The organism is Micromonospora sp. NPDC023633 (assembly GCF_040640035.1).
Taxonomy (GTDB): Bacteria; Actinomycetota; Actinomycetes; order Mycobacteriales; family Micromonosporaceae; genus Micromonospora.
In genome coordinates this window covers 1-23,056 of the sequence record NZ_JBFABB010000109.1, presented here as the reverse complement: position 1 = coordinate 23,056, position 23,056 = coordinate 1, and the positions used below count along the sequence as shown (strand labels likewise).

22 protein-coding genes are annotated in these 23,056 nt (G+C 73.9%); 15 read left to right on the top strand and 7 right to left on the bottom strand.

What is annotated here, in order from left to right:
- From AB0G13_RS26995 to serA, 5 genes are all read left to right on the top strand, one after another.
- The coding region (locus AB0G13_RS26995; RefSeq protein ID WP_357879823.1) for a bifunctional diguanylate cyclase/phosphodiesterase at window positions 1-1,721 on the top strand (1,721 nt) is incomplete at its 5' end.
- A gap of 267 nt (window positions 1,722-1,988) precedes the next feature.
- A complete protein-coding gene (locus tag AB0G13_RS26990) occupies window positions 1,989-3,866 on the top strand; it encodes an acetolactate synthase large subunit (protein WP_357879819.1) in 1,878 nt (625 codons plus the stop codon).
- Window positions 3,867-3,947: 81 nt separating this feature from the next.
- The gene (ilvN, locus tag AB0G13_RS26985; protein WP_089001623.1) at window positions 3,948-4,463 is read left to right on the top strand and encodes an acetolactate synthase small subunit; all 516 of its coding nucleotides are present in this window, start codon (window positions 3,948-3,950) and stop codon (window positions 4,461-4,463) included.
- Window positions 4,464-4,592: 129 nt separating this feature from the next.
- Window positions 4,593-5,606 (top strand): ketol-acid reductoisomerase, encoded by a 1,014-nt coding sequence (gene ilvC, locus AB0G13_RS26980; RefSeq protein WP_357879816.1) that lies wholly within the window; start codon window positions 4,593-4,595, stop codon window positions 5,604-5,606.
- 406 nt (window positions 5,607-6,012) lie between these two features.
- Window positions 6,013-7,611 carry a phosphoglycerate dehydrogenase gene (gene serA, locus AB0G13_RS26975; RefSeq protein ID WP_357879813.1) on the top strand — a complete coding sequence of 533 codons (1,599 nt, stop codon included), beginning with the start codon at window positions 6,013-6,015 and terminating at the stop codon, window positions 7,609-7,611.
- Between the two features lie 64 nt (window positions 7,612-7,675).
- Here the strand turns inward: serA and AB0G13_RS26970 are convergent, their stop codons facing one another.
- Window positions 7,676-8,032, bottom strand: coding sequence for a hypothetical protein (locus AB0G13_RS26970; protein ID WP_357879810.1), 357 nt, complete (start codon window positions 8,030-8,032; stop codon window positions 7,676-7,678).
- Between the two features lie 313 nt (window positions 8,033-8,345).
- Complete coding sequence (locus tag AB0G13_RS26965; RefSeq protein WP_357879807.1) at window positions 8,346-9,191, bottom strand: FAD:protein FMN transferase; 846 nt, start codon at window positions 9,189-9,191, stop codon at window positions 8,346-8,348.
- Window positions 9,192-9,414: 223 nt separating this feature from the next.
- On the opposite strand from AB0G13_RS26965, the gene AB0G13_RS26960 reads away from it, so the two are divergent.
- Both AB0G13_RS26960 and AB0G13_RS26955 read left to right on the top strand, forming a co-directional pair.
- The gene (locus tag AB0G13_RS26960) at window positions 9,415-10,446 is read left to right on the top strand and encodes a 3-isopropylmalate dehydrogenase (RefSeq protein ID WP_357879804.1); all 1,032 of its coding nucleotides are present in this window, start codon (window positions 9,415-9,417) and stop codon (window positions 10,444-10,446) included.
- A 198-nt stretch (window positions 10,447-10,644) separates the two neighbouring features.
- The gene (locus AB0G13_RS26955; RefSeq protein WP_357879800.1) at window positions 10,645-11,742 is read left to right on the top strand and encodes a branched-chain amino acid aminotransferase; all 1,098 of its coding nucleotides are present in this window, start codon (window positions 10,645-10,647) and stop codon (window positions 11,740-11,742) included.
- Between the two features lie 65 nt (window positions 11,743-11,807).
- On the opposite strand, the gene AB0G13_RS26950 is transcribed toward AB0G13_RS26955, so the two are convergent.
- From AB0G13_RS26950 to AB0G13_RS26935, 4 genes are all read right to left on the bottom strand, one after another.
- The gene (locus AB0G13_RS26950) at window positions 11,808-12,545 is read right to left on the bottom strand and encodes a tyrosine-protein phosphatase (RefSeq protein WP_357879797.1); all 738 of its coding nucleotides are present in this window, start codon (window positions 12,543-12,545) and stop codon (window positions 11,808-11,810) included.
- Between the two features lie 57 nt (window positions 12,546-12,602).
- Entirely contained in the window at window positions 12,603-13,061 is a 459-nt protein-coding gene (locus AB0G13_RS26945) for a PRC-barrel domain-containing protein (protein ID WP_357879794.1), read from the bottom strand.
- 168 nt (window positions 13,062-13,229) lie between these two features.
- Entirely contained in the window at window positions 13,230-13,760 is a 531-nt protein-coding gene (locus tag AB0G13_RS26940) for a carboxymuconolactone decarboxylase family protein (protein WP_121396158.1), read from the bottom strand.
- A gap of 1 nt (window position 13,761) precedes the next feature.
- A complete protein-coding gene (locus AB0G13_RS26935; protein ID WP_121396157.1) occupies window positions 13,762-14,322 on the bottom strand; it encodes a peroxiredoxin in 561 nt (186 codons plus the stop codon).
- A 340-nt stretch (window positions 14,323-14,662) separates the two neighbouring features.
- Here AB0G13_RS26935 and cimA point away from each other — a divergent pair, with 340 nt between their 5' ends.
- Entirely contained in the window at window positions 14,663-16,243 is a 1,581-nt protein-coding gene (gene cimA / locus AB0G13_RS26930) for a citramalate synthase (protein WP_357879789.1), read from the top strand.
- Window positions 16,244-16,247: 4 nt separating this feature from the next.
- On the opposite strand, the gene AB0G13_RS26925 is transcribed toward cimA, so the two are convergent.
- Window positions 16,248-17,195, bottom strand: a complete 948-nt coding sequence (locus tag AB0G13_RS26925; protein WP_357879829.1) for an endonuclease/exonuclease/phosphatase family protein — start codon at window positions 17,193-17,195, stop codon at window positions 16,248-16,250.
- Window positions 17,196-17,642: 447 nt separating this feature from the next.
- Between AB0G13_RS26925 and AB0G13_RS26920 the strand changes: the two genes are divergently transcribed.
- The 7 genes from AB0G13_RS26920 to arfB form a co-directional block, all read left to right on the top strand.
- Window positions 17,643-18,164, top strand: a complete 522-nt coding sequence (locus tag AB0G13_RS26920) for a hypothetical protein (protein ID WP_357879786.1) — start codon at window positions 17,643-17,645, stop codon at window positions 18,162-18,164.
- A 222-nt stretch (window positions 18,165-18,386) separates the two neighbouring features.
- Window positions 18,387-19,436 carry a MoxR family ATPase gene (locus AB0G13_RS26915; protein WP_357879783.1) on the top strand — a complete coding sequence of 350 codons (1,050 nt, stop codon included), beginning with the start codon at window positions 18,387-18,389 and terminating at the stop codon, window positions 19,434-19,436.
- Window positions 19,437-19,465: 29 nt separating this feature from the next.
- Window positions 19,466-20,452: a DUF58 domain-containing protein gene (locus tag AB0G13_RS26910; protein ID WP_357879826.1), complete on the top strand. Its 987-nt coding sequence runs from the start codon at window positions 19,466-19,468 to the stop codon at window positions 20,450-20,452.
- Window positions 20,449-21,408, top strand: a complete 960-nt coding sequence (locus AB0G13_RS26905) for a VWA domain-containing protein (RefSeq protein ID WP_357879780.1) — start codon at window positions 20,449-20,451, stop codon at window positions 21,406-21,408. Before AB0G13_RS26910 ends, AB0G13_RS26905 begins: the two co-directional genes overlap by 4 nt.
- Before the next feature lie 44 nt (window positions 21,409-21,452).
- Window positions 21,453-22,316, top strand: a complete 864-nt coding sequence (locus AB0G13_RS26900) for a trypsin-like peptidase domain-containing protein (protein WP_357879777.1) — start codon at window positions 21,453-21,455, stop codon at window positions 22,314-22,316.
- Between the two features lie 109 nt (window positions 22,317-22,425).
- Window positions 22,426-22,728 carry a hypothetical protein gene (locus AB0G13_RS26895; protein ID WP_357879774.1) on the top strand — a complete coding sequence of 101 codons (303 nt, stop codon included), beginning with the start codon at window positions 22,426-22,428 and terminating at the stop codon, window positions 22,726-22,728.
- Between the two features lie 9 nt (window positions 22,729-22,737).
- The coding region (gene arfB / locus AB0G13_RS26890; RefSeq protein WP_357879770.1) for an alternative ribosome rescue aminoacyl-tRNA hydrolase ArfB at window positions 22,738-23,056 on the top strand (319 nt) is incomplete at its 3' end.

The window sequence follows — 23,056 nt, the reverse complement described above, 5'->3', positions numbered from 1 at the left end:
TGGTCGGGGCGGGGGTGCTCGCCGCCGGCCTGGTCGCCGCCGCGTCGGCCGCCCGCCGGCTGGACGCGACGGCCCAGCCGGCCCTCGACCTGGTCCGCCGCGACGGCGCCTACGCGTTCGTCCCGATGTTCGCCATGGCCGCCTCGGCGATGTACCACCTGCTCCAGGACGGCCGGTTCGACGCGCTCGGCATCGTCGCCGGCAGCGTGGAGGGCTTCACCCTGGTGGCCCGGCAGTACCTGACGCTGCACGACGTACGCGGCTACGCCCGGCGGCTGGCCGAGCGCGAGGCGCACTTCCGCGAGCTGGCGCACACCGACCAGCTGACCGCACTGGCCAACCGGCGGGGGCTGTTGCAGGCGCTGCACCGGTGCGCCGGGGCCGGTGCCCCCTGCGTGCTGCTCGGGCTGGACCTCGACGGGTTCAAGCACGTCAACGACATGCGCGGCCACGACGTGGGCGACGCGGTGCTGGCCGAGGTGGGCGAGCGGCTGCGCGCCAACCTGCGCCCCGGTGACGTGGCGGCCCGGCTCGGCGGCGACGAGTTCGCGGTGCTGATGCACGGCCACCCGGCCGACGCGGACCGGGTGGCCGAGCGCCTGCTCGGCGTGCTCGGGCGCGCCTACGACCAGCCGGCGGGGCCGGTCTTCCTGTCGGTGAGCATCGGGGTGGCCGGCTGGGCCGGCGAGCCCGACGTGGAACTGCTGCTGCGCCACGCCGACCTGGCGCTGCGCTACGCCAAGCAGCGCGGCAAGAACCGGATCGAGCGCTACGACGCCACGTACGACCAGCTGCTGCGCCGGCGTACCACGCTGGAACACGAGCTGCGCGGCGCGATCGAGCGCGACGAGCTGCGCCTGGCGTTCCAGCCGGTGGCCTCGCTGCCCTCGGTGCGCCCGGTCGGCGCGGAGGCGCTGCTGCGCTGGCGTCACCCGGTGCTGGGCAACGTCGGCCCGGACGAGTTCATCCCGCTGGCCGAGGAGTGCGGGATGATCGCCAAGCTGGGCGCCTGGGTGCTGCACCAGGCGTGTCACCAGCTCTCCCGCTGGCTGGCCGACGGCCACGACGTCTGGGTCTCGGTCAACGTGTCCCCCCGCGAGCTGCACGCCCCGGAGTACGTGGTCCAGGTCGCCGAGGCGCTGCGCGCCCACCGCGTGCCGCCGCAGCGGCTGGTGCTGGAGGTCACCGAGCACGCCGTCGCGACGGACCTGGACGAGCTGATCCGGCGGTTGACGGCGCTGCGGGCCACCGGCGTCCGGATCGCGTTGGACGACTTCGGCGCCGGCTACTCCTCGCTCGGCCAGCTGCGCCGCCTGCCGATCGACATCCTGAAGATCGACCACGGGCTGGTCGCGGAGCACGAGCCGGTGCGGCCGGCGGACAGGGACGGCCCGGCGTTCGCGCCGATGGTCGACATCGTCATGCGGCTCGGCCACCAGCTCGGCCTGGAGGTCATCGCCGAGGGGGTGACCACGCCGACAGAGCTGGCCGCCGTGGTCGCCGCCGGCTGCCGGTTCGGCCAGGGGGCGCTCTTCGGCTGGGGCGTGCCGGCCGAGCACCTGGAGGCGATGCTGGAGGCCGCCACGTCTCCGGGGGCCCGCCCCGCCCCGACGCCGGCCCCGGCCGGCCCGCCCGCGTCGCCGCCGCCCCGCCGGCTGCCGACGGTGCCCGCCCCGCGCCCCTCCGGGCAGGGGTCCGCGCAGGTGGAGCGGGGTTCCTAGGTGCCCGGACGGGTGAAATCCGACGGCCCGTGAACCAACATGTGGGATCAGTTGACTCATCGCGTGAGATGCGTCAGGCTTGCCGCATGTCGTCGTACCGGTCGCTGCGAGTACTTACCTGAGCGCACTCTCCCTCTCGAGAGTGCGCTGGCCCCGTGCATCCTGCACGAGGGCTTTTTTGTTGCCGTCGGACCCATCGACGCCGGGCGTCGCCCGCGTCACCCGCTCGAACAGCCGCACCCACTCCAGCCGAAGGCCTGAACCGCCATGACGAGACCCACGCCAGAGACACTCGCCCACTCCGCCCGGCGGGCCCGCACGGTCGCCGAGCCCGCGAGCGACGCCGAGCACGCCGGCGCCGCCGCCAACCCGGCCGTCCCGGGGGTACGCGCACCCGCCCCGGCCCAGGTCAGCGGTGCCGGCTCGCTCGTGCGGTCCCTCGAGGCGCTCGGGGTCGACGTCGTCTTCGGCATCCCGGGGGGCGCCATCCTGCCCGCGTACGACCCGCTCTACGACTCCACGGTCCGGCACATCCTGGTCCGCCACGAGCAGGGCGCCGGGCACGCGGCGACGGGCTACGCCCAGGCGACCGGCCGGGTGGGGGTCTGCATGGCCACCTCCGGTCCCGGCGCGACGAACCTGGTCACCCCGATCGCCGACGCGTACATGGACTCGGTGCCGATCGTGGCCATCACCGGTCAGGTCGCGCGGCCCTCGATCGGCACGGACGCCTTCCAGGAGGCGGACATCCAGGGCATCACCCTGCCGATCACCAAGCACAACTTCCTGGTGCAGGAGGCCGAGGAGATCCCCCGGGTGCTGGCCGAGGCGTTCCACCTGGCCGCCACGGGCCGGCCCGGGCCGGTCCTGGTCGACATCCCCAAGGACATCCTCCAGGCGCCCACCACCTTCACCTGGCCGCCGACGCTCGACCTGCCCGGCTACCGGCCGACCCTGCACCCGCACGGCAAGCAGATCCGCGAGGCGGCCCGGCTGATGGCCACCGCCCGGCGCCCGGTGCTCTACGTCGGCGGTGGCGTGCTGAAGGCCGGCGCCACGGAGGGGCTGCGCAAGCTGGCCGAGCTGACCGGGATCCCGGTGGTCACCACCCTGATGGCGCTCGGCGCGTTCCCCGACTCGCACCCGCAGCACCTCGGCATGCCGGGCATGCACGGCACGGTCTCCGCGGTCTACGGCCTGCAGAAGGCCGACCTGATCGTGGCCCTGGGCGCCCGCTTCGACGACCGGGTCACCGGCAAGCTGGACTCGTTCGCCCCGGACGCGGCGGTGGTGCACGCCGACATCGACCCGGCCGAGATCGGCAAGAACCGGCACGCGGACGTGCCGATCGTCGGCGACGCCCGGCACGTCATCGACGAGCTGATCGCGGCGGTGACCACCGAGCAGGCGGCCGGCCGGCGCGCCGACCTCGCCGACTGGTGGACCCAGCTCGACGACCTGCGCAAGCGGTACCCGCTGGGCTACGAGGAGCCGGCCGACGGCACGCTCTCCCCGCAGTACGTGATCAAGCGGCTCGGCGAGCTCGTCGGCCCGGACGCGATCTACGTGGCGGGGGTCGGCCAGCACCAGATGTGGGCCTCGCAGTTCATCTCCTACGAGAAGCCGTACACCTGGTTGAACTCCGGCGGTCTCGGCACCATGGGCTACGCGGTGCCGGCGGCGATGGGCGCCAAGGTGGGCAAGCCCGACACGGTGGTGTGGGCGGTCGACGGCGACGGCTGCTTCCAGATGACCAACCAGGAGCTGGCCACCTGCGCGCTGGAGGGCATCCCGGTCAAGATCGCCGTGATCAACAACGGCAATCTCGGCATGGTGCGGCAGTGGCAGACCCTGTTCTACGGGGAGCGCTACTCCAACACCGACCTCGGCACCCACAAGCACCGCATCCCCGACTTCGTGAAGCTCGCCGAGGCGCTCGGCTGCGTGGGGCTGCGCTGCGAGAACGCCGAGGACGTCGACCGGACCATCGCCGCCGCGATGGCGATCGAGGACGCCCCGGTGGTCATCGACTTCGTCGTCGGCAAGGACGCCATGGTGTGGCCGATGGTCGCCGCCGGCACCAGCAACGACGAGATCATGTTCGCCCGGGGCGTCCGCCCGGCCTTCGACGAGGATGACATCTGACATGAGCGAGCAACGCGAGCGAATCATCAGGCTCAGTCCCGTGCCGCGTCTGGGCACGACCGAGCGGAGCGAGGTCGTGGCATGACCATGCACACCCTGAGCGTCCTGGTGGAGAACAAGCCGGGCGTCCTGGCCCGGGTCTCCGGCCTGTTCTCCCGGCGCGGCTTCAACATCGACAGCCTCGCCGTCGGGGAGACGGAGAACCCGGACGTCTCGCGGATCACCATCGTGGTCAACGCCGAGTCGTCCCCGCTGGAGCAGGTCACCAAGCAGCTCAACAAGCTGGTCAACGTGCTCAAGATCGTCGAGCTGGACCCGCAGGTCTCGGTCGCCCGGGAACTGCTCCTGGTGAAGGTGCGCGCCGACCGCGCGGCGCGGGCCCAGGTGCTGGAGACGGTCGGCCTGTTCCGGGCCCGGGTGGTCGACGTGGCTCCGGACACGCTGACCATCGAGGCCACCGGCACCCCGGACAAGCTCGACGCGCTGCTGCGCGACCTCGAACCCTTCGGGATCAAGGAGATGGTCCAGTCCGGGCTGGTGGCGATCGGGCGCGGCTCGCGCTCCATCACCGCCGGGCCCTCGCTCCGGGCCGCCTGACCCGACCCCGGCCGGCGCCCCCACGCGCCGGCCGGGACCCGCCCGACCAGGCCGGCCGTTGCGCCGCCTGGGACCGACACCGCACAGATCCACGACGGGCCGCCCGGGCCGCCGTACGAAAGGGAAATCATGAGCGTTGAGGTGTACTACGACGACGATGCCGACCTGGGCCTGATCCAGGGCCGCAAGGTCGCGGTGATCGGCTACGGCAGCCAGGGCCACGCCCACGCGCTGTCGCTGCGCGACTCCGGGGTCGACGTGGTGATCGGTCTGCCGGAGGGCTCCAAGAGCCGGGCCAAGGCCGAGGAGCAGGGCCTGCGGGTCCGCACGTCGGCCGAGGCGGCGGCCGAGGCCGACGTCATCATGATCCTCGCGCCGGACACCGCCCAGCGCAGCATCTACGCGGAGTCGATCGCGCCGAACCTGGCCCCGGGCAAGGCGCTCTTCTTCGGGCACGGTTTCAACATCCGCTACGGCCTGATCAGGCCGCCGGCCGACGTCGACGTGGCGATGGTCGCCCCGAAGGGGCCGGGCCACCTGGTCCGCCGCCAGTACGCCGACGGCAAGGGCGTGCCCTGCCTGGTCGCCGTCGAGCAGGACGCCAGCGGCAGCGCCCTCGCGCTGGCCCTGTCGTACGCCAAGGGCATCGGCGGCACCCGGGCCGGCGTCATCCGGACCACCTTCACCGAGGAGACCGAGACCGACCTCTTCGGCGAGCAGGCGGTGCTCTGCGGCGGCGCGGCGGCGCTCGTGCAGACCGGCTTCGAGGTGCTCACCGAGGCGGGCTACGCCCCCGAGGTGGCCTACTTCGAGTGCCTGCACGAGCTGAAGCTGATCGTCGACCTCATGTACGAGGGCGGCATCGCGAAGATGCGCTACAGCATCTCCGACACGGCCGAGTACGGCGACCTCTCCCGTGGCCCGCGCGTCATCGACGCCCGGGTCAAGGAGGAGATGCGCAAGATCCTCAGCGAGGTCCAGTCCGGTGAGTTCGCCCGCGAGTGGGTGGCCGAGGACGAGGCCGGCCGGCCCAACTTCAGCAAGTGGCAGGCCGAGGGCGCGGCGCACCCGATCGAGGAGACCGGCCGCAAGCTGCGCGGCATGATGAGCTGGGTCGACCGCCCGATCACCGAGACCGCCTGACGCACACCCCCGGCGGCCCGGCCCGGGCGCTCTCCCCGGTGCCCGGACCGGGCCGCCTCCTCTCCGCACCACCACCGACGCCGCCCGCCGCGCCCACGCGCCCCGGGCGCCCCGAGCCGGAAGCCAGCCGGGTTAGCCGGGAGCCGGCCGCGCCGGGCGCCCCGAGCCGAACCGTCCCGCGTCGCCCCGCCGGCGCGGGCGTCCCGTCGTGCGCCGTTCACCGGCGGGTCGTCACCCGTTGTGAGGGCACTCACCCCACGGTCTGGGACATGCCGGCCGGCCGGCCCCCTACGATCGCGGGGTAGGTGCGTAGCCGGCACCTGACGGCCATGGCCCGGATCAGCGCAGGGCGCAGCGCGGCGTCCCGCAGCCCGGCCCACCGCTCTGACGACAACTACGAGGACCAATGACTCCTGTCGTACTGATCGCCGAAGAACTCGCACCCGCCGCCATCGAGGTGCTCGCCCACGACTTCGACGTCCGTCACGTCGACGGCACCGACCGTCCGGCCCTGCTCTCGGCGCTCTCCGAGGCCGACGCCGTCATCGTGCGCAGCGCCACCCAGATCGACGCCGAGGCGATCGCCGCCGCGCCCCGGCTGAAGGTCGTCGCCCGGGCGGGCGTGGGTCTGGACAACGTCGAGGTGCCGGCCGCCACCGCGCGGGGCGTCATGGTCGTCAACGCCCCCACCTCGAACATCGTCTCCGCCGCCGAGCAGGCCCTCGCGCTGCTGCTCGCCGTGGCCCGCAACACCGCCAGCGCCAGTGCCGCGCTGAAGGCGGGGGAGTGGAAGCGGTCGAAGTACACCGGCGTCGAGATCCAGGGCAAGACCGTGGGCGTGGTCGGCCTCGGCCGCATCGGTGTGCTCTTCGCCCAGCGGATCGCCGCCTTCGGCACCCGGCTGATCGCGTACGACCCCTACATCCAGCCGGCCCGCGCCGCCCAGCTCGGCGTCCGCCTGGTGGGCCTGGAGGAGCTGCTGCGGGAGAGCGACTTCATCTCGATCCACCTGCCGAAGACCCCGGAGACCGTCGGCCTGATCGGTGAGAAGGAGCTGGCCGTCGTCAAGCCGGGCGTCCGGATCATCAACGCCGCCCGGGGCGGGCTGGTCGACGAGCAGGCCCTGGCCGACGCGATCGCCGAGGGCCGGGTCGCCGGCGCGGGCGTGGACGTCTACGCCAAGGAGCCCTGCACCTCCTCGCCGCTGTTCGCCTTCGACAACGTGGTCGCCACCCCGCACCTGGGCGCCTCCACCGGCGAGGCGCAGGACAAGGCCGGCCTGGCCGTGGCCAAGAGCGTGAAGCTGGCGTTGCAGGGCGAGTTCGTGCCGGACGCCGTGAACGTGCAGGCCGGCGGCGTGGTCGCCGAGGACGTGCGGCCGCTGCTGCCGCTGGCCGAGAAGCTGGGCCGGGCCTTCACCGCCGTCGCGGGCGGCGTCGCCGCCAGCGTCACCGTCGAGGTGCGCGGCGAGGTCGTCAACCACGACGTGTCCGTGCTGAAGCTCGCCGCCACCAAGGGGCTGTTCAGCTCGGTGGTCGAGGAGCAGGTCACCTACGTCAACGCCCCGCACCTGGCCGCCGAGCGCGGCGTCGAGGTCACGCTGGTCGCCCAGGCCGACACGGTCGACCACCCCAACCTGGTCACCGTCCGCGGCGCGCTGCCCGACGGCCGTACGGTCAGCGTCTCCGGCACGGTGACCACCGCCGGCGGTCGCGACGTCATCAAGCTGACCGAGGTCGACGGCTTCGACGTGGAGATCGGCGCGGAGGGGATCCTGGTCTTCCTGCGCTACGCCGACCGCCCGGGCGTGGTCGGCACGGTCGGCACGCTGCTCGGCGAGGCCGGCGTCAACATCGCGGCGATGCAGGTGGCCCGCCGCGAGGCCGGCGGCGAGACCCTGATGACCCTCACGGTCGACCAGGCGCTCGGCGCCGACCTGCTCACCTCGGCGGCGGACTCGATCGGCGCGGTCGCGGCCAGCGCGGCGGACCTGCGCGACGAGTGACCCGAGCGCGCGACAGCGGGGGCCCGGCGGATCCGCCGGGCCCCTCGTCGTACCCGGGAGGTGGTCAGCCGGGCAGCCGGGCCGGCGGCGGGTAGACCGAGCCGTCCTGCGCGTCGAAGAGCATCAGGTCGTACGCGCCGGCCAGCCGTTCGATGTCGAGCAGCACCTGGTCCTCGCAGGTCGGGTGCAGGTTCAGCTCGACGTGGTCGTTGGCCGCGTGCAGCGGCGCCACCGCCCACGGGGTGCCCGGGCCGGCCGGCCGGTCCGGGTAGCTGCCGGTGATGGCCCGGTAGAACCCCACCACCCGCGGGTCCGGGTGCCGGTCGACGTGCAGCCCCTGCCGGCACCGCAGCACCGCCGCCCGCACGTCCTCGGGTGTCGCCCCGTCCGCCAGGGCCCACACGCTCAGATCGAAACTCACGGCGGACAGCGTGCCATTCGCCGTTCACCGCGTCGAAATCGCCCCGCCACCCGATCGCCACGCTCCTGTCGCGACCGTCCGCAGTGGAGACCCTTGCGATGAGTTGCGTCGATTCGCTAGCGTACCGGTGCGGTCACTGGCCGAGCTCGCGGCGTAGGCCCGTCTTCGGGTGGCGAGGTCGACGTCCGGCCGACCGGCCCGCACCCCTCGATTGCGCGAGCCACGCGCACTCGTCGCTGACCGGCCCTCACGGTCGTTGCCGAGACCGTGGGGGCCGATCGCGGGTCCAATGCCCCGGGGGCGCCCGGTGGGCTCAGCGGCGGTGGGCGAAGAGCGCGCGGTAGTCCGACCCGTTGCGGAACCAGACCAGCCCCGCCGGCCCGGCGGCGTAGAGCGCGGTGGCGTAGGCGTCGGCGACGGCCAGGTCCGGCCCGACGACCGTCGCGGCGACCAGTTGGTCGGCGGGCTCCCCGGTGTGCGGGTCCACCACGTGCCCCTGCCGGCCGCTCACCCCCGAGGTGCCGACCGCGCCCGCCGTCATCTCCAGCACGAGCGGCGCCCGGTGCCGGTCCGTCGGGTGGTGCACCGCCACCCGCCACGGGCCGCCGTGCGCCGCGTGCCCGCGTACGACGAGGTCGGCGCCACTGAGCACGGCGTAGTCGTGGATGCCGGCGGCGCGCAGCCGGGCGGCGGCCCGCTCCACCGCCCACCCGCCGAGCAGGCCGCCCGGGTCGAAGCCGCCGGGCACCGCCCAGGCGTCGAACCAGCCGTCGGTGGCCGCCCGCATCGCCGCGCAGCGGTCCACCAGGTCGGCCAGCGGCGCGTACGAGTCGGGGCTGATCTCGCCGCGGCGCAGCCGGGAGACCAGGCTCTCCGGCCGGGTCGGGCCGTAGGTGAGGTCGACGGCGCGCAGCTCCGCCACCGCGTCCCGCAGCGCCTCCCCGACGCCGCGACGGCCCAGCCACCCGGGGGCGTTGAGCAGCAGCGAGTATTCCGCCGTCGAGGTCCGCACGCTGTGCTGGACGGCGATCCGGTCCTCGCTGACGGCACCGGGCCGGTCCACGCGGTGACTGCGGGCCCCGAGCCGCAGGTCCGGCCGGCGCGGCTCGAAGGCCGACTGGTCCACCCATCGGTTCCGTGGCTGCTGGTCGATCCGCATGACGCTGCTCCCTCGCTGACGCCGGCCGCGTCCTCGCGGCCTCCGTCACGGGCCCCCGTTGACCCGCTCGTCACCACGCTAGGCAGCGGAGTTGACCCCCCCATGAATGCCACCTGGGAGGATCCTGTGCATCTCCCTTTCCCGCATGCTGGAAGGGTCGTACCGGGAGGCGGGACGGCAGCGTACGGTCGGACGAAACGGCGAGGCGAGGGAGCACAGGGACGTGGCACGGATCGCGGTGGTGGCCGGGGACGGGATCGGACCCGAGGTGGTCGCGCAGGCCCGCAAGGTCATCGACGCCGTGCTTCCAGGGGTGGACGCCACCGAGTACGACCTCGGCGCCGCCCGCTGGCACCGCACCGGCGAGGTGCTGCCCGACTCGGTGCTGACCGAGCTGGCCGGGCACGACGCGATCCTGCTCGGCGCCGTCGGGGACCCGACCGTCCCGCCGGGCGTGCTGGAGCGGGGCCTGCTGCTCAAGCTGCGCTTCGCCTTCGACCAGTACGTCAACCTGCGCCCGTCGCGCCTCTGGCCCGGCGTGGCCGGGCCGCTGGCGAGCGTCAAGCCCGGCGAGGTCGACCTGGTGGTGGTCCGCGAGGGCACCGAGGGGCTCTACGCCGGCGCCGGCGGCGCGCTGCACCGGGGCACCCCGGCCGAGGTCGCCACCGAGGAGAGCCTGAACACGCGGCACGGCGTGGAGCGGGTGATCCGCGACGCCTTCGCCCGCGCCGCGCGCCGGGAGCGGCGCAAGGTCACCCTCGTGCACAAGACCAACGTGCTCACCCACGCCGGTTCGCTCTGGGCGCGCGCGTTCGAGGCCGTGGCCGCCGAGCACCCCGACGTGGCCACGGAGTACCAGCACGTCGACGCCGCCGCGATGTTCCTGGTCACCCAGCCCCAGCGCTACGACGTGGTGGTCACCGACAACCTGTTCGGCGACATCCTCACCGACATCGCCGCCGCCGTCACCGGCGGGATCGGGCTGGCCGCCAGCGGCAGCATCAACCCCGAGGGGGCGTACCCCTCGATGTTCGAGCCGGTACACGGCTCGGCGCCGGACATCGCCGGGCGCGGCGTGGCCGACCCGGTGGCGGCCGTACTCTCGGCGGCCCTGCTGCTCGACCAGCTCGGGCACGCCGACGCCGCCGCCCGGGTCACCGCCGCGGTGGCCGCCGAGCTGGCCGGCCGGGCCCCGGGCGCGGCACTGCGCACCGAGGAGGTCGGCGACCGGCTGGCCGGGTACGCCACCGCCTGAGGCCGCCCGCCACCGCACCCCCGAAGGCCCCGACGACGCCGCCCGGCCGCACCCCGGCCCGGCGGCGTCCACCCGTCCGGTGCTGCCGGTACGCCCGGGCGGCGCTACCCGCTGAACGACCGTTCGGGGTAAGTTTCTCGCACCATATTTCTCGGCATGCGGACCCGTGTGCCGTAGTCCCGCAGGGAGGTCAGCGCGATGAGCGGTGGTGACAAGCTCGACTTCGAGATCCGTCCGAATCCCGCGCCGGTATCCGTCGCCGACCGGGCCGCCCTGCTGGCCAACCCGGGTTTCGGCCGGGTCTTCACCGACCACATGGTCACCATCCGCTACGCCGACGGCAAGGGCTGGTACGACGCCCGGGTCGAGGCGCGGGCGCCGATCCCGATGGACCCGGCCGCCGCGGTGCTGCACTACGCGCAGGAGATCTTCGAAGGGCTGAAGGCCTACCGGACGGCCGACGGCGGCGTCACCATGTTCCGCCCGGAGGCCAACGCCGCCCGGTTCGCCACCTCCGCCCGGCGGATGGCGATGCCGGTGCTGCCCGAGGAGGCGTTCGTCGAGTCGCTGCGCAAACTCGTCGAGGTCGACCAGGGCTGGATCCCCGAGATCGAGGACAGCAGCCTCTACCTGCGACCGTTCATGTTCGCCAGCGAGGTGTTCCTCGGCGTCCGGCCGGCCAACGAGTACCTCTACGTGGTCATCGCCTCGCCGGCCGGCGCGTACTTCTCCGGCGGGGTGAAGCCGGTGACGGTCTGGGTCTCCCCGGACTACACCCGGGCCGCTCCGGGTGGCACCGGCGCGGCGAAGTGCGGCGGCAACTACGCCGCCTCGCTGGCGGCGCAGGCCGAGGCGATCGAGCACGGCTGCGACCAGGTGGTCTTCCTGGACGCGGTGGAGCGGCGCTTCGTCGACGAGCTGGGCGGCATGAACGTGTTCTTCGTCTACGACGACGGCACCGTGGTCACCCCGCCGCTGACCGGCACCATCCTGCCCGGCATCACCCGGGAGTCGGTGCTCACGCTGGCCGCCAACGCCGGGCACCGGATCGAGGAGCGGCCGGTGAGCTTCGCCGACTGGCAGGCGGACGCCGCGAGCGGCCGGCTCCGCGAGGTGTTCGCCTGCGGCACCGCCGCGGTCGTCACCCCGATCGGCCAGGTGCGCTTCCCCGACGGCGAGTTCCTGGTCGGCGGCGGCGAGCCCGGCCGCGTCACGATGGCCCTGCGCCAGCAGCTCGTCGACCTTCAGCGGGGCAAGGTCGACGACCCGCACGGCTGGGTCCGCCGCATCCTCTGACCCGCTCGCGACACCACCGCCGCCCCCGTGCCGCCCGGCGCGGGGGCGGCGTCGTCACACCACCGTCAGCCGAGCAGGTGGTCGCGCAGCGCGGCGAGCTGGGCGTCGGTGACGCCGGCGTGGCGCAGGTAGCCCTCGACCGAGCCGTGGGCCTGCCGCAGCTCGGCGAGGAAGAGCGTCATGGCCTCGGCGGGGCAGGTCAGCACCGGCAGGGTCTGCCCGGTCCGCCGGCCTATGGACTCGAACCAGGCGCGGTACCGCTCGCCGGCCTCGGTGCTCAGGGCGTAGTCGGCGGCGATGGCGTCGTCGGCGACCCCGAGCACCGCGAGGGTGAGCCCGCAGACGATGCCCGTGCGGTCCTTGCCGGCGACGCAGTGCACGACCACGGGGGCGTTGGCGGAGTCGGCGATCAGGCCGATCGCCTCGGCGAGCCCGGCGCTGCCGGTCCCGGCGAGGTCGGCGTACCGGTCGGCCAGGTAGCGGGCCAGGTCGGTGCCGGGCCGGTAGGGCCGCTCGCCCCACTCCGCGTGCTCCGGGTGGATGTTGCGCCAGGTCAGGCCGTCGAAGTGGGGGACGCGCCCGTCGCGCTCCACCTCGTACGGGCGGCGCAGGTCGATGACCGTGCGGACGCCGAGGGCGGCGAACGCCTCCCGGTCGGTGTCGTCGATGCGGTGCAGCGAGTCGGAGCGGTAGAGCCGCCCCGGGCGCACCGTGCGACCGTCGTGGCCGGCATGGCCGCCCACGTCGCGGAAGTTGAACATCGCGGAGAACGGGATCCGGCGACCGACCTCGATGGAGTCCACGCTGACACGGTAACGGCCTCCCACGATTCGCGGGAGGCCGTCGCGCGCCGGTGCGGGCTAGCGGGCGGTGCCGGGCGGGATGGCCGAGTACGTCTCGCCGTAGTAGCCGCCGAGCCGGTCCCGGTAGGTGGGGTCGGTGTCGGCGGTCTCGTCGTACTCCGGGGCGGCCTTGATCTGGTCCTTGCTCCGGTCGACGTGCACCTTGCGCTCGTCGTGGTCGACGTGGTTGACGGTGCCGGCCGGGATCATGACCTTACGGCCGAAGATCCACGGGCCGGTGTCCACCACCAGGTAGCTGTCGTTGACCTCGTGGCTGGCGCTGTCGATCTTGCCGATGCCGCCGTCGGTGGCCTCGACCTTGTAGCCGACCAGGTCGGCGTCAGCGACGGTCGCGGTGTCCCGGTAACGCCACGGGTCGAACGTGCCGGCCGGGGCGCCACCGGCGAACTCGCCCTGGCCGCCGCCGCGCAGCGGATCCGGGCTGCCGTGGGTGCTGTGCGGGTCGAGCCTGTCCATCTGACAACTCCTGCCCCGACTGTCGCCAGTCGTCTCGCCGGTCCGGTGTCTCTCGCCTCTACCCGTCCAGCTACCCGGGGGGTCGGCACCGGAAACGGCGAGGTGCGGGGCCCGCGGACGACGGTGGGCCGGCGCCGCACCGCGGCACCGGCCCACCGGGCGTACGCGTCAGGCGAGCGCGGCCTGGGCGTCCAGGGTGACCGCGGCGGCGTGCACGACGGCGGCGATGCGCAGCCCCTCGTGCACCTGCTCGCGGCTGAAGCCCGCGTTGCGCAGGGTCTTCTCGTGCGACTCCAGGCACACCCCGCAGCCGGTGATCGCCGAGACCGCCAGGCACCAGAGCTCGAAGTCGGCCTTGTCCACGCCCGGCTTGGCGATGATCTGCATCCGTAGCCGGGCCGGGATCGACTGGTACTGCTCGTCGCCGATCAGGTGCTTGGCCCGGTAGTAGACGTTGTTCATCGCCATGATCGCGGCGGCGCCCTTGGCCGCCTCGACGGCCTCCGGCCCGAGGTGGGTGGCCGCCTCGGCGGCGATCTCCCGCAGCACCACCGGGTTGCGCGCCGCGACGGCGCAGGCCAGGGCGGTGCCCCACGCCTGCTCCGGCTTCAGCGTGCTGGTGCCGATGGTGGAGCCGAGGTTGAGCTTGATGTCCTTGGCGTACTCCGGCAGAGCCGCCTTGACCGCGTCCAGACCCATGTCAGGCCCCGGCGCCGGCGAGGAGCTTGGTGGCGTCCAGGGTCTCGCCGCCCTTGTTCCAGTTGCACGGGCAGAGCTCGTCGGTCTGGAGGGCGTCGAGCACCCGCAGCACCTCGGAGACGTTCCGGCCGACCGAGCCGGCGGTCACCATGACGAACTGGATCTCGTTGTCCGGGTCGACGATGAAGGTCGCCCGCTGGGCCACGCCGTCCTCGCCGAGCACGCCGCAGGCGGCGGTCAGCTCGCGCTTGACGTCGCTGAGCATCGGGAACGGCAGCTCGCGCAGGTCCGGGTGGTCCTTGCGCCACGCGTAGTGGACGAACTCGTTGTCCACCGACACGCCGAGCACCTGGGCGTCCCGGTCGGCGAACTCCTCGTTCAGCCGGCCGAACTCCGCGATCTCGGTCGGGCAGACGAAGGTGAAGTCCTTCGGCCAGAAGAAGACGACCCGCCACTTCCCCTGGTGGGACTTGTGGTTGATCGACTCGAACGCCTTGTCGGCGTCCAGCGACACGCAGGCGGTGAGTTCGTACTCGGGGAAGCGGTCACCGACAGTGAGCACAGGTCCTCCTTGACAGCGGCACGAGGCCGGTAACTGGATCGGTTCCAGATACTTCCGCAGCCCCGTTTCCGCCGGGTGGCGGCCGGGTGACTTGTGAAGTCGATCACGAGCGGCGGGTTGTGCCGGCGGGCCGGCCGTCGATGAAGTATCGGGACCGTCCGTGGCCGTCCCGCCATGTGGATTCTGCCTCCCAAAAACCGGGCCCGGGTGGCAGAGTGACGGTCGTGACCAGCACCCACCTGATTATTCGCACCTAGCGCGCCGGCCTCCCCCTCCGCCGAGCGCGCAGACCTCCCGCATCCGCGGGGGGTCTTTTTGTTGCTCCCGAAAGGACTCCCTGATGACGTTCCAGGTGTACGACACCACGCTGCGCGACGGCGCCCAGCGCGAGGGGCTCAGCTACTCGGTGGTCGACAAGCTCGCGGTGGCCCGGCTGCTCGACGAGTTCGGGGTCGGCTTCATCGAGGGGGGCTGGCCCGGGGCCGTGCCGAAGGACACCGAGTTCTTCCGCCGGGCGCGCACCGAGCTCGCCCTGAAGCACGCGCTGCTGGTCGCGTTCGGGGCCACCCGGCGGGCCGGGGTGGCCGTCGGCGAGGACCCGCAGGTCCGGGGCCTGCTCGACGCGCAGACGCCGGCGGTCGCCCTGGTCGCCAAGGCGGACCTGCGGCACGTCGAGCGGGCGCTGCGCACCACCGCGGCCGAGAACCTGGCGATGGTCCGGGACACGGTGGCGCACCTGGTGGCCGAGGGGCGCCGGGTCTTCGTCGACGGGGAGCACTTCTTCGACGGCTACCGGTTCGACCCGGCGTACACCGCCGCCGTGGTGGAGACCGCGCTCGCCGCCGGCGCCGAGCGGTTCGTGCTCTGCGACACCAACGGCGGGATGCTGCCCTCCCAGGTGAGCGCCGCCGTCGCCGACCTGACCGCGCGGCTGGGCGTCGGCCCGGAGCTGCTCGGCATCCACTGCCAGAACGACACGGCCTGCGCGGTGGCCAACACCGTCGCCGCCGTCGAGGCCGGGGTACGCCACTTCCAGGGCACCGCCAACGGCTACGGCGAGCGCCCCGGCAACGCGGACATCTTCGCCGTGGTCGCCAACCTCCAGCTCAAGCTCGGGCTGCCCGTCCTACCAGAGGGCTGCCTGGGGCAGATGGTGCGGGTCTCCCACGCCATCGCCGAGATCGCCAACATCGCCCCCGACACCCACCAGGCGTACGTCGGGGCCGCGGCCTTCGCCCACAAGGCGGGGCTGCACGCGAGCGCGATCAAGGTGGATCCGCTGCTCTACAACCACGTGGACCCACAGGTGGTGGGCAACGACATGCGGATCCTCATCACCGAGATGGCCGGCCGGGCCAGCGTCGAGCTCAAGAGCCGTGAGCTCGGCCTGGACCTGGCCGGCCATCCGGAGGCGCTGTCGCGGGTCACCCGGCGGGTCAAGGAGCTGGAGGCCGGCGGCTGGTCGTTCGAGGCCGCCGACGCGTCGTTCGAGCTGCTGGTCCGCTCGGAGCTGGACACCGCCCCCGCCAGGCCGTTCGCGCTGGAGTCGTACCGGGTGCTGGTCGAGCACCGGGAGGACGGCGCGGTGGTCTCCGAGGCGACCGTCAAGATCCGCGTACGCGGGGAGCGGGTGATCGCCACCGCCGAGGGCAACGGTCCGGTCAACGCCCTGGACGAGGCGCTGCGGGTCGGGCTGGCCCGGCACTACCCGGAGCTGCGCGCATTCGAGCTGGCCGACTACAAGGTGCGGATCCTGGAGGGCACCCACGGCACCGGCGCGGTCACCCGGGTGCTGCTGGAGACGGTCGACGGCGTCGGCCGCGACTGGACCACGGTCGGCGTGCACCCCAACGTCGTCGAGGCGTCCTGGCACGCCCTCGTCGACGCGCTCACCTACGGCCTGGACCGCGCCCGGGTCTGAGCCGTCACCCGGCCGGGAGGCGCAGTTCGGCGAGGACGGCACGGTGGTCGCTGCCCGGCACCCGGTGCACGCTGACCGCCCGCACGGCGATCCGCCGGTCGACCAGCACGTGGTCGATGGTCACCGGCGGGATCGGGTCCCCGTCGTACGGGCCCCAGGTGCCGACCAGGCCCGCGCCGGCCTGGTCGGCGGCGTCGACGTAGCCGGTGTCCAGCAGGGCGCGCAGCGGGGCGTGGTCGAGGGTGGCGTTGAAGTCGCCGGCCAGGATCCGCAGCGGCCCGTCCGGGGTGGCGGGCGGCTGCGCCGCCAGGTCGGTGCGCCAGTGGCCGACCTGGTCCACCGCGTACGGGGCCGACGGGTGCGCCGACTCGACCCGCACCGCCGGCGCCCCGGGGACCGCCACCGTGCCGTAGGCCTGGTCGAAGCCCCAGCCACCGCGATTGTGCCGGATGCCGCCCTCGCCGATCGGGAACCGCGCGTAGAGGCCGGAGCCGACGGTGCCGGGCCGCGGGCCGAGCTGCCGGTGGGGGAGCAGCCCGGGCAGGCCGAGCCGGTCCAGCTCCACCTCGGCGTCCGGGGTGAACTCCTGCACGGCGAGCACGTCGACGCGGTGCCGCCGGACCAGGTCGACCAGCGCCCGCGCGTCGCCGGCCCCGGCGAGCAGGTTGGCGGTCAGCAGCCGTACCGTCGGCCCGGTGACCGGGGGCTGGTCGGACGGCAGGGCCCGGGGCGCCACCACGGCCACCAGGGTCGCCGTGGCCAGCGCCGCGACCACCGCGGGCCAGCGGCGCCGCAGCGCGAGCGCGAGCACCAGCGGCAGCAGGCTCCCGGCGGCGGCGTACGGGGTGAAGGCGAGCAGTTGCACCAGCGGCCCCCGGTCGAGGCCGCCCAGTCGTACCGCCGCCCAGGCGACCCCGGGCGCGACGGCGGCCCAGCAGAGCGCGGTGCGCAACCGCGCCGCCCGGTGACCTGTCGCCGGCCGTGCGGACTCGATGATCACCCGGTGGAGGGTAGCTCCCCCGCGCCCACCCGGCGGTCCGGTACCCGCGGCGGTCAGCGGCCCGAAAGCGTGCGCGCTGCGCATTCGTGAATGGCGAAGCGCTCGCTTTTCACAATTCATCGGCCCGGTCTGAGCGATTGTCGAAGCGTGATCAACTATTGACGTCCGGCTTTTTGCGGTGCTACCTTCCAGTGGGTTGAGACGTCGAAACTCTGAGTAGTAATCCCAGCTCAGAGTCGGTGAAATCGTTGCAGCGGCAACATCTAGGATGCGGCCTGAGGTGCGGGCTTCCAGTCGATTGTCGCTCATTTTTTCCCCGGCCCACGAAATGGAAATCAGCCGTCCCGCCATCGGTGGGATCGGTCGAATCCGCACGGTCAACAAAAGGGAGACCCTGTCATGACCACACTCTTCCGACGCAAGACGGTAGCGGTGGCGTTCACCGCGCTGGCGCTCACCCTGGCCGGGGGCGGGATCGCCGTCGCCCAGCCGGCGGCGCAGGCGCCCGCCGAGGTCGCCCAGCAGGCCGCCCGCCAGCCCGGCAGCCAGCCGGCCGTGACCCCCGCCGAGGCCCGCAAGGCCAAGGCGGCGCTGGCGCAGGGCCCGTCCGCGCTGGCGACCGCGCCGGGCACCGTCGCCTCCGCCGTCGTCAGCAGCGGCGGCACCCTGCTCCGCGGCTCGCCCGAGGTGGTCTCCGCCACCCGGTTCGGCCCCGGGCAGTACCAGGTGCTGTTCAACTACAACGTCTCGCTGAAGACGTTCGTGGCGACCGTCGGCACCACCGACCCGTACAACGTGCCCCCGGGTGGCGAGGTCTCCGTCGCGCCGCGGCTCCAGACGCCGAACGCGGTCTTCGTCCAGACCCGCAGCTCGTCGGGGGGCGCGGCCGACCGGCCGTTCCACCTGGTCGTCGCCAACTGACCAACGGATGTGACGAAGGGCCCCTCCCAGCGCCCCAGGCGGTGGTGGGGGCCCTTCCCGCCACGTCGGCCCCGCCGCCGGCGCCGGCCCCACCCGTGGGCGCCGGCGCTGGCGCGCCGTCCCTGCCGGGCCGGGTGACTCGTCCCGGTTCGGACCCCTAAGGGCCGCCCCGGCACAGATAATCCGACGTTTGTCCGACCGTCGGCACGGGAAGCAAGCACCGTGACGGACATCTCGGACACCCTGGCCAGCGTGCCCAGCCCGGCCGATCCCGATGCGACCCCGGCCGACCTGGAACAGACGCTCTTCGAGGTCAAACGCGTGATCGTCGGGCAGGATCGGCTCGTCGAGCGCCTGCTCACCGCCCTCATCGCGGACGGGCACTGCCTCCTGGAGGGCGTGCCCGGGGTGGCCAAGACGCTCGCCGCGCAGACCCTGGCCACCGTGGTCGGCGGCACCTTCTCCCGGATCCAGTTCACCCCGGACCTGGTCCCGTCCGACATCGTCGGCACCAGGATCTACCGGGCGTCGCGGGAGGACTTCGACACCGAGCTGGGCCCGATCATGGCGAACCTGGTGCTCGCCGACGAGATCAACCGGGCCCCGGCCAAGGTGCAGTCCGCCCTGCTCGAGGCGATGGCCGAGCGTCAGGTCTCCATCGGCGGGCACAGCCATCGGGTGCCGGAGCCGTTCCTGGTGCTGGCCACCCAGAACCCGATCGAGTCGGAGGGGGTCTACCAGCTGCCGGAGGCGCAGCGCGACCGGTTCATGATGAAGGTCCTCGTCGACTACCCGAGCGACGCCGACGAACTCGCCATCCTCTACCGGATGAGCGCCGACCGGCCCGTCGCCCGGCGGGTGCTCGACCCGCAGCGCCTGCGGGACCTCCAGGCCCGCGCCGCCCACGTCTTCGTGCACCACGCGATCGCCGAGTACGTGGTGCGGCTGATCTTCGCCACCCGCGATCCCGGCCGGTTCGGCCTGCCCGAGATCGCCCCGCTGCTCGCGTACGGGGCCAGTCCCCGGGCCACCCTCGGGCTGGTCCGCGCCGCGCGGGCCCAGGCGCTGCTGCGCGGTCGCGAGTACGTGCTGCCCGAGGACGTCCGCGAACTGGCCGTCGACGTGCTCGCCCACCGGCTGGTGCTCTCCTTCGACGCGGTCGCCGACGGGGTGGCCGCCGAGGCGGTGGTCCGGCGGCTGGTGGAGGCCGTGCCGCCGCCCCGCGTCGCCACCGGCCACCCGGAACACGCGGCCGACCTGGCGGCGGCATGAGGTGGCGCGGGGCCACCGCGCCGGCCCCCGTGCCGGCCGACCCGGGGCTGGCCGACCTCACCGGAGACCGGCGCCTGCGCCGGCTGGAGCTGACCGTCACGCGCCGGCTCGACGGGCTGCTGCACGGCCGGTACCGCGGCCTGCTGCCCGGGCCGGGCAGCGAGACCGCCGGCAGCCGGGAGTACCGGCCCGGTGAGGACGAGGTGCGCCGGATGGACTGGGCGGTGACCGCCCGCACCACGGTCCCGCACGTGCGCGAGGTCGACGCCGACCGGGAGCTGACCACCTGGCTGCTGGTCGACGCGAGCCCCAGCATGGAGTACGGCACCGCCGAGCTGGACAAGCGGGAGCTGGCCGTGGCAGCCGTCGCGGCGGTCGGCTTCCTCACCGGCGGCCTGGGCAACCGCCTCGGCGCACAGGTGCTCGGCCCGGACGGGCTGCGCCGGTTCCCGCCCCGCAGCGGGCGTACCCACCTGCTCGGGCTGCTCCGGGCCCTGCTGACCGCACCCCGCGTCGGGGGCCACGACGGGGACGGACCAGTGCCGGCGGGCCCCGACCTGGCCGACGGGCTGGCCGCCGTGCACCGGGCGGCGCTGCGCCGCGGCCTCGTCGTGGTGGTGTCGGACTTCCTCGACGGACTGCCCGACGACCCCCGGCAGGCACCGTCCTGGGAGACCCCCCTGCGCCGCCTCGCCGTGCGGCACCAGGTGCTCGCCGTGGAGGTCACCGACCCCCGGGAGCTGGAGCTGCCGGACGTCGGCCTGGTCACCCTGGTCGACCCGGAGACCGGGCGGCGGCGCGAGGTGTGGACCGGCGACCGGGCGCTGCGCGAGCGCTACGCCGCCGCCGCGACCGTCCAGCGCGACCAGGTACGCCTATCGCTGCGCCGCAGCGGGGCCACCCACCTGCCGCTGCGCACCGACCGGGACTGGAGCGCCGACATCGTGCGGCACGTGCACGCCCAGCGGCGGCTCGCGGCCGCCCCGGCCCGGGCCGCCCGGGGAGGTGCGGCGTGATCTGGCAGTCGCCCGTCCGGCTCTGGCTCCTGCTCGGGGTGCTCGCCCTGGCCGCCGGCTACCTGCTGATGCAGCGTCGCCGCAGCCGGTACGCCGTCCGCTTCACCAACCTGCGGCTGCTCGACCGGGTCGCGCCGCACCGCCCGACCTGGCGGCGGCACGTGCCGGCCGGGCTCTTCCTGGCCATGCTGGCCCTGCTGGTGGTCGGCTTCGCCCGGCCCACGGCGGAGGTCCGGGTGCCCCGGGAACGGGCCACGGTGATGGTCGCCGTCGACGTCTCCACCTCGATGCTCGCCGGCGACGTGGAACCGGACCGGCTCAGCGCCGCCAAGGAGTCCGCCCGGCGCTTCGTCGACGGGCTGCCGGACGAGTTCAACGTCGGGCTGGTCGCGTTCGCCGGCAGCGCCGCGGTGCTGGTGCCGCCGAGCACCGACCGGGAGGCGCTGCACGAGGGGATCGAGCGGCTGGTCGAGGGGGCCACCGGGGTGCAGGGCACCGCCATCGGCGAGGCCATCAGCACCTCGCTCGGCGCGGTGAAGGGCTTCGACAGCCAGGCGGTCAAGGACCCGCCGCCGGCCCGGATCATCCTGCTCTCCGACGGGGCGAACACCTCCGGCATGGACCCGATGGAGGCGGCGTCCGAGGCGGTCGACATGAAGGTGCCGGTGCACGCCATCTCGTTCGGCACCCCGGGCGGCACCGTGGACCGGGGCGGCCGGCCGATCCAGGTGCCCGTCGACGGGCAGACCCTGCGCGCGGTCGCCGAGGAGACCGGGGGCGGGTTCCACGAGGCCAGCACCAGCGACGAGCTGCGCGACGTCTACGAGGACATCGGCACCTCGGTCGGCTACCGCACCGAACGGCAGGACGTCTCGGCCCGGTTCATCGGTCTCGGGCTGGTGTTCGCCATGGGCGCCGCGGCCGGCTCGATGCGCTGGTTCTCCCGGCTGCCCTGAACCCGTACGGCCACCGTCGAGAAGGACACGTGAGGAGCGTACGCATGGCAGTGCAGACCGGGCTGGGCGAACCGCGCGGCCCCTGGTTCATCTCCCCGGAGCTGGATCCGGACGGGCGGGCCCGGTGGGACGGGCCCGGACCGGACGGTGGTCCGAACCGACGGGGCCCGCGCGGGCGGGCGCTGGCGGCGCTGGCGGTGGTGGCCCTGTCGACCGCCTCCGGCGCGGTGGCCGGCGGCCTCGTGGCCGGCCGCGACGACCCTCCGGGCCCAGCGGCGGCCTCGGCGGCCCCGGTCCCCGCGGAGCTGGTGACCGCGGCCGGGAAGACCGTGCCGGGGGTCGTCTCGGTGCTCGTGGGCGGGGCCGGCGGCGCCTCGGCCACCGGCTCCGGCTTCGCGGTCGACGACCAGCAGCACATCATCACCAACGACCACATCCTGGCCAGGGGGCGGAGCAGCTCGGTGACGGTGGAGCTGCCCGACGGGCGGCGGTTCGCCGCCGAGGTGGTCGGGCGGGAGCCGCGCAGCGACCTCGCCGTGCTCCGGGTGCCGCCGTCGGCCGGCCTGGCGGCGCTGCCGCTCGCGAAGCCGGGCTCCACCCGGGTGGGCGAGCCGGTGCTGGCGGTCGGCTCGCCGCTGGGGCTGCCCGGCACCGTCACCGCCGGCATCGTCAGCGCCCTGGACCGGCAGGTACGCCTCGGCGACAACCGGCACACCGCCGTGCAGACCGACGCCTCGATCAACCCCGGCAACTCGGGCGGCCCGCTGGTCAACGCGCGCGGCGAGGTGGTCGGGGTGAACACGGCCATCGCCACCATCGACGGCAACGGGTCGATCGGCATCGGCTTCGCCATTCCCATCGAGCAGGTGCAGCAGACCGCCGACACGATCATCGGAAAGGGCGGCTGAGCTGCGGTCACGCCCGTCCGGGCGGCCCGGGAATGTGAAAACTGTCGGATACCCGGCGCGAAATGATCGGCCAATGGAAATATCACGCTGAGTATGGATACTGGCGTGGGTGGAGCGTCCTGAATTCGTGGTCCTCCTGCTGGTGGGCCTGTTGATCGGTACCGGTGTGGGGTCGGCGTACGCCCGGGCGCGACGTGGGTGGGCCGACTACCAGACCGTCAAGAAGACCGTGCCCGGCGCGAGGCGCGCCGCGTGGCTGCTGATCAAGGTGGCCACCACGAAGATCGGGGTGATCGCCCTGCTGCTGGTGGGGGCGGTCGCGTACGCCGCCGCCGGCTCCGACGGCAGCCCCGCCCCGCCCGGGCAGACCCCGAGCCCGTCCGCGACCCCGAGCGTCCGCCAGGGGCGTTAGCCTCGGGGAGTGGACGACGGACTGCGGGTGACCGACCGATGGACCGTGCCCGCTGCCGAGCTGCGGGAACGCTTCTCCCGGTCGTCGGGGCCCGGTGGTCAGGGCGTCAACACCACCGACTCGCGGGTCGAGCTGAGCTACGACCTGGCCGCCTCGCCCGGCGTGCCCGAGCCGCTGCGGGCGCGGGCGCTGGAACGGCTCGCCGGCCGGCTGGTCGACGGCGTGCTCACCGTCACCGCCAGCGAGCACCGGGCGCAGCTGGCCAACCGGGAGGCCGCCCGGGAACGGCTGGCCGCGCTGCTGCGCGAGGCCGCCGCCCCGCCGCCCC

Bases quoted from the DNA above. Each gene is read 5' to 3' on its own strand.
- AB0G13_RS26990 (WP_357879819.1), top strand. From the start codon at position 1,989: ATGACGAGACCCACGCCAGAGACACTCGCCCACTCCGCCCGGCGGGCC.
- ilvN (WP_089001623.1), top strand. From the start codon at position 3,948: ATGACCATGCACACCCTGAGCGTCCTGGTGGAGAACAAGCCGGGCGTC.
- ilvC (WP_357879816.1), top strand. From the start codon at position 4,593: ATGAGCGTTGAGGTGTACTACGACGACGATGCCGACCTGGGCCTGATC.
- serA (WP_357879813.1), top strand. From the start codon at position 6,013: ATGACTCCTGTCGTACTGATCGCCGAAGAACTCGCACCCGCCGCCATC.
- AB0G13_RS26965 (WP_357879807.1), bottom strand. From the start codon at position 9,191: ATGCGGATCGACCAGCAGCCACGGAACCGATGGGTGGACCAGTCGGCC.
- AB0G13_RS26955 (WP_357879800.1), top strand. From the start codon at position 10,645: ATGAGCGGTGGTGACAAGCTCGACTTCGAGATCCGTCCGAATCCCGCG.
- AB0G13_RS26945 (WP_357879794.1), bottom strand. From the start codon at position 13,061: ATGGACAGGCTCGACCCGCACAGCACCCACGGCAGCCCGGATCCGCTG.
- AB0G13_RS26940 (WP_121396158.1), bottom strand. From the start codon at position 13,760: ATGGGTCTGGACGCGGTCAAGGCGGCTCTGCCGGAGTACGCCAAGGAC.
- cimA (WP_357879789.1), top strand. From the start codon at position 14,663: ATGACGTTCCAGGTGTACGACACCACGCTGCGCGACGGCGCCCAGCGC.
- AB0G13_RS26920 (WP_357879786.1), top strand. From the start codon at position 17,643: ATGACCACACTCTTCCGACGCAAGACGGTAGCGGTGGCGTTCACCGCG.
- AB0G13_RS26900 (WP_357879777.1), top strand. From the start codon at position 21,453: ATGGCAGTGCAGACCGGGCTGGGCGAACCGCGCGGCCCCTGGTTCATC.